Genomic DNA, 14,116 nt, shown 5'->3' on the forward strand with positions numbered 1-14,116 from the left:
ATGAATATGTATCTTCATGAGCTAAGAGCAAATCGTAAATCGACAATGATTTGGACGGTTTCGATGATGGCGCTTGTAGTCTTATTCTTATCGATTTTTCCTTCATTTGCAAAGGATGCAGAAGATTTTAAATCAGCCCTTGAAAGCTTTCCTGTAGAGCTTCGAAAAGCGATTGGTCTATCGATTGACAGCATCGCAACTTTGATTGGCTTTTTCTCTTATACATTCCTATATATCAAGCTTGCAGGCGCTATTCAAGCAATGAATCTTGGTGTAGGGATCCTCTCAAAGGAAACAAGAGAAAAAACGGCGGACTTCTTATTAACAAAGCCTGTCACACGAACGCAAGTGGTTACATCGAAAGTGCTCGCTGCCTTCACATCGATTGTCATCACCAATCTGTTGTTTATCCTAACAACCTTAGTGATGGCTTCGGCTGTCAAAACCGATGATTATAGTGTGAAGAATTTGATTCTTATTTCATTGACTTTATTTTTTATTCAGCTGATTTTCTTAGCACTAGGAATATTCATCTCTGTAGTGTTTCCGAAGATAAAATCGGTAATTAGCGTGTCCCTAGGAACAGTATTTGCTTTCTTTATGATTGCGATGATTGGTTCAATGACGGGAGATGAGGCAATGCGATTTGTGTCGCCTTTTAACTATTTTGATCCTGTTTATATCGCAGAAAACAGTGGATATGAGCTTTCGTTTCTGTTAACATCACTTATTCTGATTGGGATCACACTAGTAGGGAGTTATATTCTATATGTGAAAAAAGATGTTCCATCTGTGTGATGGAGGGAGTTTTTAGTTAAAGGAGGGAACTGAGAATGAATGTGTTTAAAAGGGAGCTAAAAGCGCATATCAAATCGATCATCATCTGGTCGATTGGTGTCATTTTTCTAGTGGCATCAGGAATGGGGAAATATGGCGGCATGTCTGGTGAGGGTCAAACAATGAATGACTTAATTGAAAGTATGCCAAAGTCACTTCAAGCGATAATGGGGTCCGGATCACTCGACTTATCGATACCCCTTGAGTATTTTGGTGTCCTTTATTTGTATTTGTTGGTTATGGGGAGTATTCATGCTGCCATGCTTGGATCAGGTGTAATCGCTAAAGAGAAAAGAGATAAAACGGCAGAGTTTCTTTTCGTTAAGCCTCTTACTCGTACAAAGGCCCTTGCCGCAAAGCTACTTGCTGTGCTAGTGAATGTTTTGCTTTTCAATGCTGTCACATACGCGGTTTCATATGGGATGGTCGCTAGCTTCTCTGAAGGTGGAGCAATTGTAACAGAGCTTTCACTTATGATGGTAGGATTATTATTTGTCCAGTTGATTTTCTTAGGACTAGGTGCCGCCATCGCAGGGCTGATGAATAATCCGAAAATGGCTACATCTCTTTCTACAGGCATTCTGATGTTCACATTTATCTTGTCGATTGCAATTGATATGAACGAAAAGCTTGAAGACTTGAAATACCTAACTCCGTTTAAATACTTTGAAGCAAAGCAGCTTATCAGCGGTGAGATTACGGTTACTTCTATCGTACTATCTTTCGTATGGATAACCGGATTCATCGCTGCCACATTTGTAGGTTATCTCAAAAGAGATTTGCGTGTCTAACCACAATATCTACTTGAAGCAGGTGCTCATTGGCATCTGCTTTTTTCATCGAGAAAAAAACTTTTGACAAAAGCTGACCATTCTTTTATACTACTAATATACCTAAGGGGGTATAAAGAAAAGGCATGCTAATGCAAATAGTATAGTCGAAAGGTTGGAGGGGTCAGGTGAAAAAGCTATACACATTCCCACAGCGTTATTTATTGCTAAGTGTTCCGTTGACTCTATTACTCGGCTTCATCATAGGAGCCATTATAGATACAAGCTTTTTAAAATCTACCATCCTTATTGCGACAATAATCATGATTTATGCAACGATGGTCGGATTGAAGCTAAAAGAGTTAACATCTGTCAAAGGGTCGAAAGTGTTAGGATATTCCATCTTTATTAACTTTCTAATCGTACCTGCAGTCGCTTTTCTGTTAGGGAAAACACTATTAAGTAACCACCCGATTATGTTTGCGGGTCTTGCTTTATCGGCATTGCTTCCAACGAGTGGAATGACGATTTCATGGACAGCTATTCAAAAAGGAAATGTAAATGCTGCTGTGAAGCTAACGGTTTTTGGGTTAATTTTGGGATCATTATTAACTCCGTGGTATTTGCTTCTAATGGTTGGGGAGTATGTAGATATAAATATTTTAGAAACGTTCCAAACCATAGGGCTAGTGGTATTTGTTCCCCTTATTTTAGGGCAAATTACATTTAGGCTTCTGATGAAAAAATATTCGATGGAGCAGTTTCAAAAGAAAATCAAACCCAATTTTGCCCCGTTAAGCATTTGGGCCATGCTATATGTAGTATTTGTCAGCATTAGCATGAAGGCATCAATGATTTTGTCGAATCTTGAGCTTATTGCTTTAGCTTTGATGGTCTTAATTGCCTTTTACGCAATGAATTACGTGATCAGTACGTTCTTTGCTAAGAAGTTCCTCAGTAGAGAAGACGGCATTGCCCTTGTGAACGGAACGGTCCTTCGAAATTTATCGATTGCTATAGGCTTAGCCGCGACATCCTTTGGAGCGGAAGCTGCACTTATCGTGACAATTGCATTTATCGTTCAACAACAAACCATTGCTTACTATGGCAAATTGGCAAATAAATATTGGTTCAAGCCAGCAAATAAAATACAAACCACATAAACTATATGTGAACAACAAAGGAGAGAGCAACAAATGGCAAACAAAATGACATTAAAAGTAAACGCAACTACAGAGGGAATTACAGTTAGAGCTAATACAGGAAAACATGAGTTTTTTATTGACGAAGGCAAGCAAATGGGAGGACAGGATCTAGGACCTAACCCGCTTCAGAGCGTACTAGGTGCATTGGCAGGCTGTGAAAATGTAACAGCGCGCTTCATTGCAAGAGAAATGAATTTCCATTTAGAGGATATTACATTTGAAATCAATGGAACATTTGACCCTAAAGGCTTTATGGGAGATGCAACTGTTCGTCCATATTTTGAACGTGTAACTGTAGAAGCAAAGGTAAAAACAGAGGAAACTGATGACAGAATCAAAGAGCTTCAACAAAAGGTAGAATCACGCTGCCCTGTTTATACCATGTTAAAAGCTGCAAACGTTGAAATGAACGATACGTGGACTCGTGCTTAATCGAGAATTTACTAATGATAGATGAAAAATAGCGGACTAGGAGAAGAAACTTCTGTCCGCTATTTTTTTATAGCAATGCTAATACAGCAAAGAAGTGCATGATGCTACCGGCTAGAACAAAGACGTGCCAAAGGGCATGGTGATAATTGAAGCCTCGCCAAATGTAGAAGATGGCCCCGACCGAATATAACACCCCACCAATTACAAGAAAAGTCATTCCTTGTGTAGACACATTCTTTACTAATGGCTCCCATGCAAAAACAATCAGCCATCCTAATAGGACGTAAAGGGCAGTAGAGGTGTGTAAGAACTTTTTGACGAAAAAAGACTTGAATACCGTACCGGCTATTGCGAGTCCCCACACGATACCGAATAGAGTCCAGCCAAGTGTACCTTTAACTGCAATAAACAAAAAGGGCGTGTATGTTCCTGCTATAAAAAAGTAGATAGAAGAATGATCGAATACTTCAAACACATCTTTCACTTTACCTGGTGGAAAGCTATGTAAAAGGGTTGAAGATGTATAGAGTAGGACCATTGTGGATCCAAATAAGGTAAAACTGACGACGTGCCAGGCAGTCCCATGAATCGCAGCAAACACGATTAGGATCACAAGTGCAGCAATACTTAAAAGGAAACCAATCCCGTGTATAACTGCATTTGCAATTTCCTCTCCTTTAGAAAATGTATGTGTATTGGCCATTCCTGTTCATTTCATTCCTTCCCCTAGTTTTCTTTATCATAACAGATATTGAATGGATTAGATGAGTGAGAAGTATGGAAGGTAAGAAGAAAAAACGGTTAGTGTTTGCGAGAAAATCTCCCAGTCTAACAGCACTTTTCAAAAAAACATAAATAACAAGCGATATTCTAAAGAAGCAAGCTGCTAGAATCACCTGTAATGAGCGATATTTAGGGGAGTTGGAGCGAAAACTTGCTAAACTGGAGCGATATTCTGTGGAAGAGGAGCGATATTCGAAAAAAGTGAGCGAAATCCTCGCGTCTATGAGCGAACGCTCAAAAATGGAGCGTTCGCTCATAAACTCAGGCAGCAAGTCCAACGAAGAGTAAATCAACTTGAAACATGATAGAATAGACAATCAAAATAGGAGGTGCTGTTGATGAACTATGGCGGAAAAGTGGTTGTGATTACAGGTGGTGCAAAAGGAATAGGAAAGGGTATTGCTTTAGCCTACGCAGAGAAAAATGCGAAAGTAATTATCGTCGATGTAGATGAGCAGGCAGGAAATGAAGGAGCGAAAGAACTTGGCGTACAATTTCTAAAAATCGATTTAAAAAACCCACAGGAAATTCACCATCTCATGAAAACCGTACAACATACATATGGAAGAATAGATATACTCATCAATAATGCTGGTGTTTCAAGGTTTAAACCCTTATTTGAGCTGTCAGTGGAAGAATGGGATGATATCATCGATACCAATCTTCGCAGTGTGTTCTTATGCTCAAAGGAAGCAGCGGTCTACATGAAAGAACAAGGCGGAGCGATTATCAATATTGCTTCAACGAGAGCATTTATGTCTGAGCCGAATTCGGAAGCCTATGCAGCAACGAAAGGTGGCATTGTGGCACTTACCCATGCGCTAGCAATTTCCCTAGGAGAATTCGGAATTCGTGTGAATAGCATTAGTCCTGGTTGGATCCAAAATGAAAATTACGACAGTCTTTCTACTAACGATCACAATCAGCATCCTGCAAGGCGAGTAGGGAAGCCAGCTGATATTGGAAGAGCATGCTTGTTTTTGTCCCATCCTGAAAATGATTTCATCACCGGTGAAAATGTAATAGTGGACGGGGGCATGACGAAAAAAATGGTTTACGAAGAATAAAGGAGTAGGTATGTGAGTTAGGTTAAAAAATGATTTAGCTGATAATAAGATAGAGGCAAGCAACAAAAAACAATAATAGAAAAAAATAAAAATCGATTTTAACTCTTTTTGAGGGTGGAATCGATTTTTTTTATTTGGGAAATAATTTCTCGATCATCTCATAAGAGCTCAATACTTCTGCCTTCGAAATAAAAAATAATACCTATAGCCTATAAATCTTAACATTTGTAAAAATAATCAATAAAAAATTTAAAAATTTTTATGCATACATTTCTCTTATCCTGCCTGTTTATAGGTATTGTGAACCATAAAAAATCTTGAAATTGAGATGTTTATAGGGAGAAAATCACAGACAAATATCGACAAACCTATCTGAAAGTTTGACGAATTTGTGAACACGTGATAGTAAATAATTAACAATTTTATTTGAAAAAATTTCTAAAAAGGTGCTTTGGGAAATTTTTTTTGGGTATAACAAAGTGAATAAAAATACTCAACTGTAGGAGAGAAGAAGCAGGATGTTAGAGTCGAAGAGAAGAGCAGCCATCTTTTTATTACTTGCCTTTATTTTAGCGTTAACTGCGGGATATTTAGTGTTTAACAAGGTTCGTGATCTAAATGCAGAACTTGGGGGAATGACAAAAGTTTATGTAGCGAATGGAGATATTCCCGTTAGAACACTGATCCAGGAGAATCAGATTACAACAGTGGAAATCCCAAATAAATTTGTTAATTCAGCCCATCTTACAGAAGAGGATAAAGATAAGCTTGTAAACAAAGTGTCTGTCGTCCCACTGACCGAGGGAGAATTGATTACGCGAAATATGCTTAAGCCTTATACGGAGCTAAGAAATGAGAATAATAGACTAATAGCCATGTACCCATCTGAAAAAGTGCAATTCGATCAAGTCATTGAAACATTAGATCGCGTTGATATTATTGTTTCCACCAATACAAACGGAGAAGAAAAGACGGAAATCTTTATGAGAGATGTTCCAGTTGCGTTTGCTCAAGGAGAAGGGTCTGAATTCGCAGGAGTTGCCCTTGAAGTGAGTATGGAAGATGCCCCGAAATTAATACATATGCAAAATTATGCGGATAAAGTGAGAGTCTTAAAGGCGAATGTAGGAAAAGGGGACACGGTGGACTTATCTGAACAAGAAGAGCAGCAGGAGGAACAAGCGAGCGAAGCAACAACCGATCAAACAGCAGAGTCAAGCTCGGAGGCTTCTGGTCAGTAAGGATGGAAATGACTAACTGGAAGGCTCCACGTTATATGGCGCAAACTAGGCGTTCAGAGCTTTTCCTAGAATTTAAGAAAAAGAGGGAATCGAGATGGAGTCGAATCTGAAAGTGTTATTAGTAAGTGACGATGAGATTATTCATAACCAAATTCTAAATGCCTTAACAGGGAGCTATACCGTTCAGCATATTGATTCGCGGGAAGTCGTCCGTGAAGTCAACAGAGATGATCGAGATATTGTCATTTTTGTTCAGCCAGAGAATGATATTGCGGTCGAAAGTATTCAATACATCAAATCGGTTAGTCCTAGTACACTTGTGATTTATATTGCGAAGGGCTCTGATTTTACCCAGTTGCGAAATATTACAAAAGCGGGGGCATCTGAGTTTTTTGTGTATCCAGATGAGCTCAGCTTGTTTATGAGCAGGGTACCTACCATTTTCCAAAATTACGAAGTGAGCAAAAAAAAGAAGGAAGAGACGTTTTCAGTCTTTACAAAAGGCAGAGGACAAATTTATTCAATTTTTAGCGGGGCAGGTGGAAGTGGAAAATCAAACCTTGCAGCCACACTTGCACAAACGATTAAGCTCGAAACAACTGCAGAAGTGATATTAATCGATTTGAACCTGCAGTTTGGGGGAATTGAAACGCTATTATCGATTGAATCTAACCGATCGATAGCCGACTTAACGCCTGTTATCAATGAGCTCAATGAAAGTCATATTCGAAATGTATCGCAGAAGCTAGACGGTTCAAAGCTGGATGTGCTGATCAGTCCTTGCGATGCAGAAGCAGCAGAATCTATTACCGAAGAATTTGTAGCAAAGCTGCTAAGGACGTGCCGGAGAAGCTTTGACTTTGTCATTGTTGACCTGCCTTCATTTATTAACAGTCAGGTTGTAACGGCGATTGAAGAGTCCGATCAAATCTTCTATGTTCTTACACCTGATACTCCAGCACTTAAGGTGCTTAAGCAGTTTGAGGAGCTGTCGGTAAGGCTTGGGATTGAATTGCCTTCTAGAACTTCCATTATCCTCAATAAGATCGGAAAGGATAATGAGGTGCAGGGGAAGGATTTGAAAAATGTACTAAGATTTCCTATTGCTGCAACCGTACGAATGGATCATAAAGGTCTTCAGCCATTCTTAAATAAAGGAGAACCAGTTAGAAAAACAGCGAAGGAAAGAAGGTTAATCCCATTTGCAAAGGATGTAAGAAAATGGGGGCTTTCTGTATTGGGATAGGGGGATAACGAATGGCATCCTTATTTGAAAGGCGAAAAGAAAAAAATATTCAATCATCCAAACTACAATCCTATCAATATGAAAATCATCTAGTGGATGAATTAGTTGAACACTATAAAACAAGGCTGCTTCGAGATACGAATCTAGAAGCACTGACAAAGCTATCACAAGGCGAGATGAGATTAAGTATTGAGCAGTTTGTCAGTCAGTTCATGGCTGAGGAAAAAGTGATTATCTCCCGTCATGATAAGGAAATTTTAATTACAAGAATACTAGATGAATCGGTTGGCTACGGGCCTCTAGAGCCGTTAATCAATGACTCTTCCATAACTGAAATTCTCATCAATGGGTATGAAGAGGTCTATGTGGAACGGCTAGGAAAGCTTCAACTGACTGAAGTAAAGTTTCGTGACGATGATCATGTTCGTCATATCGTAGACCGAATCGTAGCCCCGATTGGGAGAAGGATTGACGAAAGCTCCCCAATGGTGGATGCTCGATTACCCGACGGAAGTCGTGTGAATGCAGTCATTCCTCCAATAAGCTTATCGGGAACGCTGGTTTCGATTCGTAAATTTAGAAAAGAGCCTTTTAAAATGGAGGACTTACTAAATTTTAATGCTTTGAACTCAGCGATGGCGGAGTTCCTAGATGGTTTGGTTAAGGCGAAGATGAACACCCTTATTTCAGGAGGAACAGGTAGCGGGAAAACAACGATTCTAAATGTTTTAGCAGCTTCCATTCCCTTTGGTGAGCGAGTAGTCACAATTGAAGATTCAGCTGAGCTCCGATTAAACCGACCGAATGTTGCTGGGCTAGAGGCAAGGCCTGCCAATGTAGAGGGGAATGGAGAAGTAACGATTCGTCAACTAGTGAAAAATGCTCTTCGGATGAGACCTGACCGCATAATTGTTGGGGAGGTTCGTAGCGGTGAAGCATTTGATATGCTTCAAGCAATGAATACAGGGCATGAAGGATCTCTAACTACTGTTCATGCTAACTCGCCTGATGATGCTTTAAGGCGTGTGGAAGCGATGGTTGTTATGGCCGGAATGGAGCTCCCAAGTCATATCGTGAGGGAGTATATCGTTGGTGCGCTAGACATTATTATCCAAGCAACACGACTAACGGATGGGACGAGAAAAATGATTTCCATTTCAGAGGTGGTCAAACATCCAGATGGTTCACATGAGGTGATAGAAATTTTCCATTATAAAAGAACGGGAATAAAACAGGATGGAACAATTGAAGGGTACTTTACGCCGACAGGGCATGTTCCAACGTGTCTAGAGAGGCTGAAGGTATTTGGGGTTGACATCCCAGAATCAGCATTTTCCCCAGTCTATGAGGAGGTGAGGCCATGACGCCATTTCTTGTATCTACTCTTGCAGCATTTATGCTTATTTTATCGGTTTATTTCTTTTTAGATTACCGGATGGAAAAGCGAGAATGGCGAAAGAATGTTCATCAATTTTATCAAGATGGGAAGAAGCGAAAAAGTGTCATGGTGTTGATTGGCGACCGCTTTGACCGAACAGAAATGGCCATTCCTATTTATGAAAAGCTGAGAGCTGCCAATATTCCATTTACCCCATCAGAGTACATCGGTGCGCAAGTTGTTGTGTATATGGGTATCATCATGCTTTTTCAACGATTGTTCAATATGAAGTTATTGGCAAGCCTTCTATTTGCGGTTGTTACAATCGAAATTGGCAAGTTCATTCTTTTTATTGTTCGAAAAAATTACATGAAGCAGAAAATTGTCGAGCAGCTTCCAGAGATCTGTCGCACGTTAGCCAATGCAACTAGGTCAGGAATGACATTAACTCAAGGGCTTAATTTAGTTGCGCAAGAGGTGAGCGAGCCAGCAAAGGGTGAGTTTCAGCGTCTGGCGCAAGAAATTGCTTTAGGAATGGACTTTTCCTCAGCTTTAAAATCTCTAGAAAAAAGGATTAATAGCCGTGAATTTCAGCTGTTTGTCGCCACCTTGCTCATTCAGAAGAAAGCGGGTGGAAATCTATATGCTGTTTTAGATGAAATGAATCAAACGCTAGAGGAACGAAAAATTCTAATTCAAGAGGTTAAGACGATGACCGCGGAGCAAAGGTACGTATCTTATATTGTTCCCGTCATTCCCATTTTCCTTGTAGCGATGATGAACAATGTAATTGATGGGTTTATGGATTCGCTAACAAGTGGGGTTGGCCTAATATTAGGAGCAATCTTTGTAGGCGGGACTATTCTAACGTTCATTCTCGTTAGAAAGGTAACTAATATTAGGGTGTGAACACATGGATGGAATAATAGTGATAGTCATTTGTCTTTGTCTGCTATTCTTTGCCCTATCTTTAAGGAGTTATTATAAATACCTTCTGTCAAAGGACAAATTGAAGGAATCAATCAAAGAAAAAACGTATGTGTACAATTTTTTCGAAAAAAAGATTACGAGAAGAGAGAAAATCGTTTCGAAAATGCTCCAGTATGCTGACGATTTCTCTTCCATAGGGCAGCGTATCAATTTCTTTAGTGAAAATGCGGATGTAAAAAGGAAATTGATGCAAGCAGGATACCCTTATCAGCTTACGCTAGAGAGGTTCCAAGGGTTGAAGATCTTCCTATTGATTACTGGAGCGATTGTTGGAGGGTTATCACTTGTAGTAAGACTTCCTTTTGCCGAAGTGGCTGTCATCATCTATCCAGTCTTAGGGTATATGGGAACACTTCTTTGGTTAAATCGGAAGGCAAAACAGCGTCAAGATGAGCTCTCGTTCCAGCTTCCAGACTTTCTAGATACGATGAGCGTCACATTACAGGCCGGTGTAGGGCTAGATCAAGCTTTACGCGATATCGTACCTTATTTCGAAGGACCGGTAAAGGATGAATTTGGCCGTTTTATTCAAGAGACAGATGTAGGTGTGCCTAGAGCCGATGCCTATCAAGGTCTACTAGACCGTAACGATAGTAATGAATTCCAACTCCTTATTAAATCACTCATTCAAGGGGAAAGGCTTGGAGTCCCTATCTCCAAAACGTTTAAAAACCAGGCGGAAGAAATGAGGAAAATCAAAAAAGAGAAAATTAAGGAACAAGCAGCCAAAGCATCGCCTAAAGTTACCTTAATTACTACATTTATCGTTATGCCAACTGCACTTATCCTAATTGGAGGGCTTATGGCTATTAACATATTCAATGACAATAAAGATCTATTTAATGTATTTAAATAAAACATAAATAAGGGAGAGGTTCACATGAAAAATTTAATGATCAAAGCTTGGATTAAAGTAATGCAGCCTGTGAGAAATGAAAGAGGAGCACAATCGTTAGAATGGTTGGGGTTAGCTGCGCTATTAATATTGGTGCTTGGAATCATTTCGACGGCTGTAGATGGTCAAAAGGATGGAATTGGGAAAATTATCGGTAATATCATACAGAAGATATCTGGAATGGTAGGTTAATATACTCTAATTCTATTTTAAGTAAAAGGAAGGTTTATGAATGAAGCGAATCTCTAGATTGATTTTACTCATATGGGTACTTACCGTATTTACAGCATGCTCTCAAGAAACCTCTAATAAAAATGACCAAGAAACTCAGAAAAAAGAAGAGAATGCTGTAGAGACAAATGCTCCTGGAGAAAATACAAATGAAGAAAAGCAAGAGGAAGAAGAGGGTGAGGTTGCGCTTCCAACGAGCTATCAAGAACTCGCAAGCCTTCCAGTAGGAGAACTAGATGGATTTAACACGTTTGATAAAGAGCATGAAGAGACACTAAAGGCTTTCGAAGATCTACCAGATGTGTCGTCAAATCCATCAAATCAGGAGCTAGACTACTTTTACCGAGAGCTGTTACGAAAAGTACAAAAGGAATTTAAAGGCCCTGAAAACTTGATAAGAGAAATGCGTTTTCAATCGTTAGGAGATCCAGAGATGGTAGATTCACGATATCAATTCAAGGAAAACTTGAATGTTGAAATCGTCTTAGATGCATCAGGAAGTATGGCTCAATCCATCGGGGGAAAAACCAAAATGGATGCCGCTAAAAATGCCATTCTAGATTTTGTGAATGGCTTGCCTGATGAAGCGAGGGTAGGACTAAGAGTATTTGGCCATAAAGGAAGTAACGCCGATCGTGATAAAGGGATATCATGCAGCAGTACAGAGTTAATGCATCCGTTCGCAACGAAAGCTGAAGGAGATCTAAAAAGTTCGCTAAGTAAAATTACACCAGTAGGTTGGACGCCAACAGGGCTTGGCCTGAAGGAAGCCCAAAAGGACTTAGCTAGCTTTGATGGGAAGAATCATACAAATATAGTGTATCTGGTTAGTGATGGCGTATCCACTTGTGAAGATCAACCTGTAGAGGCTGCTAAACAGCTGTATAACTCGAATATCTCACCGATTATCAATGTAATTGGCTTTGATGTGGATGCAAAAGGACAAAACGAATTGATAAAAATTGCTGATGCAACACAGGGAATTTATCAGAAGGTCAATGATGAAAGTGAACTGAAGAGTGAGCTAATGAAAATTCAGGAGCTCGCGGAGTCATGGGAAGATTGGAAACAAAAGAGCACTACTAAGCTAGAAAGCAAGCACATAAATAATAGCATTGACATCTTTAGTTACATCACAGGGGAGAATTATAATGCTACTTTCGAAAGATCAGATATAGATTCGATTATCTTTGTTTTTAAGGAAAACGGAAAGCTAGATAAAGAATCTGCTAAATACCTAGAACAGAAAAACAAGGAATATCATGATTGGATTCATTCAGAAATCGAGAAATTCAAGTTAGAACTTGAAAGCTTAAATAATAAGAGCTATCAAGAAGCCATCAAAACATTAGAAGATAAATACGAGCAAAACACTCAATAAGCGAGGTGAGTTAGTCTTTGTGTGAACGAGCATTAAGGCGTGTAATCGCCATTTTTCTTATTGCCATTTTGTTATTTATTAATTTCCTACCGGTGATAACTTATGCCGGTGAGTTCATTAAGCCAGGTCAAGCAATCAAGCCCGGAGATAGTTTCGCACCGGGTAAAGCGATAACTGGAGGAACATTTATCATCCCTGGCGAGGTCTATAAGCCGGGAGAAACGTATAAGCCAGGGCAAAAGAATCCTATTTCTGGGAAACCCCTCCTTCCTGGCTCACCGCTTGTATTAGGCGCATTCATTATTCCTAATGCCCCACCAGCACCCCCAAGCTCACTCTATTGGCAGCTAAAAGGAATAGATACGGGTGCTGCTATGCAAGGTGGGAGGGTTCTCACAGGTGGAAAGGCAACAACTAGCGGAGAAGCCGTGAATGGAGGGCAAGGAACGAAAGGTGGAGAAGCCCTTGACGGTGGAAAAGGAGCAGCTGGAGGAGAAGCTGCGAATGGCGGGCAAGGTGCGAAAGGCGGAGAAGCCCTTAATGGTGGAAAAGGAGGAGCTGAAGGAGAAGCAGTAAATGGAGGGGAGGGCACGAAGAGTGGAGAAGCCCTTAACGGCGGAGAAGGAACAACTGAAGGAGAAGCGACTGGAAATGGAACAACGATAGATGGTGGATCAGGAGCGAAAGGTGGCGACACCATTAGAGGAGGAGAAGGAACTGGTAATGGCGAAACCATGAATGGAGGAGAAGGAACTACTGAGGGAACACCATTAACCGGCAATCAAGATTCCTCTCAATCGGGGCTTGAGCGAGCTGTGTCCACAATTAAACAATATAAAAAGGTGTTGAATACTTACCCGAAAAAATTTGGAGAAATGCTTGATGGAGTATTGTCAATTGCAGCGGGTTTTAAAATCACGGACTTAAATACAGCAACGGGGAATAAAAATCTTTATAAGATTATGGGTAAAGACAAGTTAATTAATAATCCGTCAAATCCTGTAAGTCTATGGTTAAATAATAGGTATAAGACATATTTAGAAAGTTTTAATGAAAGTAAGTTGATTCTCAGGGGAGACGGAAGTGGGAACCGAAACTTACGTTCAGGTTCTGAGGTTAAGGCGAAGAAATTCAACGCTTTTTTTGACCAAAATTTGAGCTTTAAGAATGTAGTTGGTAAAGCAGGAAAAGAGTTATCTGAGAACTGGACAGGGTTGAAGAATCCACTAAAACTATCTAACTGGAAAACTGGGTTAGTGAATAAAGAGTTCTTTAAATTAAGCAAACTGGCTAAAGGGAATGGACTTAGTAATGTCTTAATTTCAGCAGGTACTAGAATTGCTGAGTTTCAAAAGAATCCTTCTCAAGCATTTTCAAAAACTGACCTTGCTGCAGGCTTAACGACTGATGCGATGTTTGGAACTGGAAGTGCAGCAATTAGTGCAGGAATTGGCTGGGCAGCTGCGGCTGGGGTAGGCGCTGCTTATGGATCTGTTGTTCCTGGGGTTGGAACAATCGTAGGGGCGGCTGCCGGAATAGGAATTTCCTTATTGTTAGAGACAAAGAGAGGGAAACGGTTTAAAAAGTGGGTAGAAAAAGGCGTTAATAAAGTATTTAACGGTGTAAAAGGTAGGATAACTGGAGTATTTGGATAGGGAAG

At 40.0% G+C, this 14,116-nt stretch carries 14 protein-coding genes; 13 read left to right on the forward strand and 1 reads right to left on the reverse strand.

What is annotated here, in order from left to right:
• The 4 genes from LS684_RS02055 to LS684_RS02070 all read left to right on the forward strand — a co-directional run bounded on the left by LS684_RS02055 (position 1) and on the right by LS684_RS02070 (position 3,244).
• Positions 1–798: an ABC transporter permease subunit gene (locus LS684_RS02055; RefSeq protein ID WP_233809465.1), complete on the forward strand. Its 798-nt coding sequence runs from the start codon at positions 1–3 to the stop codon at positions 796–798.
• Positions 799–833: 35 nt separating this feature from the next.
• Complete coding sequence (locus tag LS684_RS02060) at positions 834–1,628, forward strand: ABC transporter permease subunit (RefSeq protein ID WP_233809467.1); 795 nt, start codon at positions 834–836, stop codon at positions 1,626–1,628.
• A gap of 167 nt (positions 1,629–1,795) precedes the next feature.
• Positions 1,796–2,770 (forward strand): arsenic resistance protein, encoded by a 975-nt coding sequence (locus LS684_RS02065; protein WP_233809469.1) that lies wholly within the window; start codon positions 1,796–1,798, stop codon positions 2,768–2,770.
• A 33-nt stretch (positions 2,771–2,803) separates the two neighbouring features.
• Positions 2,804–3,244 carry an OsmC family protein gene (locus LS684_RS02070; protein WP_233809471.1) on the forward strand — a complete coding sequence of 147 codons (441 nt, stop codon included), beginning with the start codon at positions 2,804–2,806 and terminating at the stop codon, positions 3,242–3,244.
• A 67-nt stretch (positions 3,245–3,311) separates the two neighbouring features.
• Here LS684_RS02070 and trhA read toward each other — a convergent pair whose 3' ends face one another.
• Positions 3,312–3,947, reverse strand: coding sequence for a PAQR family membrane homeostasis protein TrhA (gene trhA / locus LS684_RS02075; protein WP_233809473.1), 636 nt, complete (start codon positions 3,945–3,947; stop codon positions 3,312–3,314).
• Positions 3,948–4,365: 418 nt separating this feature from the next.
• Here trhA and LS684_RS02080 point away from each other — a divergent pair, with 418 nt between their 5' ends.
• The 9 genes from LS684_RS02080 (at position 4,366) to LS684_RS02120 (ending at position 14,111) form a co-directional block, all read left to right on the forward strand.
• The gene (locus tag LS684_RS02080; protein ID WP_233809475.1) at positions 4,366–5,094 is read left to right on the forward strand and encodes an SDR family oxidoreductase; all 729 of its coding nucleotides are present in this window, start codon (positions 4,366–4,368) and stop codon (positions 5,092–5,094) included.
• Between the two features lie 518 nt (positions 5,095–5,612).
• Positions 5,613–6,335 (forward strand): SAF domain-containing protein, encoded by a 723-nt coding sequence (locus tag LS684_RS02085; protein WP_233809477.1) that lies wholly within the window; start codon positions 5,613–5,615, stop codon positions 6,333–6,335.
• 94 nt (positions 6,336–6,429) lie between these two features.
• Positions 6,430–7,581: a CpaE/TadZ family protein gene (locus LS684_RS02090; RefSeq protein ID WP_233809479.1), complete on the forward strand. Its 1,152-nt coding sequence runs from the start codon at positions 6,430–6,432 to the stop codon at positions 7,579–7,581.
• Positions 7,582–7,592: 11 nt separating this feature from the next.
• Entirely contained in the window at positions 7,593–8,945 is a 1,353-nt protein-coding gene (locus tag LS684_RS02095; protein ID WP_233809481.1) for a TadA family conjugal transfer-associated ATPase, read from the forward strand.
• On the forward strand, positions 8,942–9,868 hold the full coding sequence (locus LS684_RS02100) for a type II secretion system F family protein (protein ID WP_233809483.1): 927 nt from the start codon (positions 8,942–8,944) through the stop codon (positions 9,866–9,868). Before LS684_RS02095 ends, LS684_RS02100 begins: the two co-directional genes overlap by 4 nt.
• A 4-nt stretch (positions 9,869–9,872) precedes the next feature.
• On the forward strand, positions 9,873–10,805 hold the full coding sequence (locus LS684_RS02105; protein WP_233809485.1) for a type II secretion system F family protein: 933 nt from the start codon (positions 9,873–9,875) through the stop codon (positions 10,803–10,805).
• Positions 10,806–10,829: 24 nt separating this feature from the next.
• Positions 10,830–11,036, forward strand: a complete 207-nt coding sequence (locus LS684_RS02110) for a hypothetical protein (protein ID WP_233809487.1) — start codon at positions 10,830–10,832, stop codon at positions 11,034–11,036.
• Between the two features lie 40 nt (positions 11,037–11,076).
• Positions 11,077–12,456 carry a vWA domain-containing protein gene (locus tag LS684_RS02115; RefSeq protein WP_233809489.1) on the forward strand — a complete coding sequence of 460 codons (1,380 nt, stop codon included), beginning with the start codon at positions 11,077–11,079 and terminating at the stop codon, positions 12,454–12,456.
• A gap of 17 nt (positions 12,457–12,473) precedes the next feature.
• On the forward strand, positions 12,474–14,111 hold the full coding sequence (locus tag LS684_RS02120; protein WP_233809491.1) for a hypothetical protein: 1,638 nt from the start codon (positions 12,474–12,476) through the stop codon (positions 14,109–14,111).
• Positions 14,112–14,116: the final 5 nt, after the last annotated feature.

The organism is Cytobacillus spongiae, from assembly GCF_021390075.1.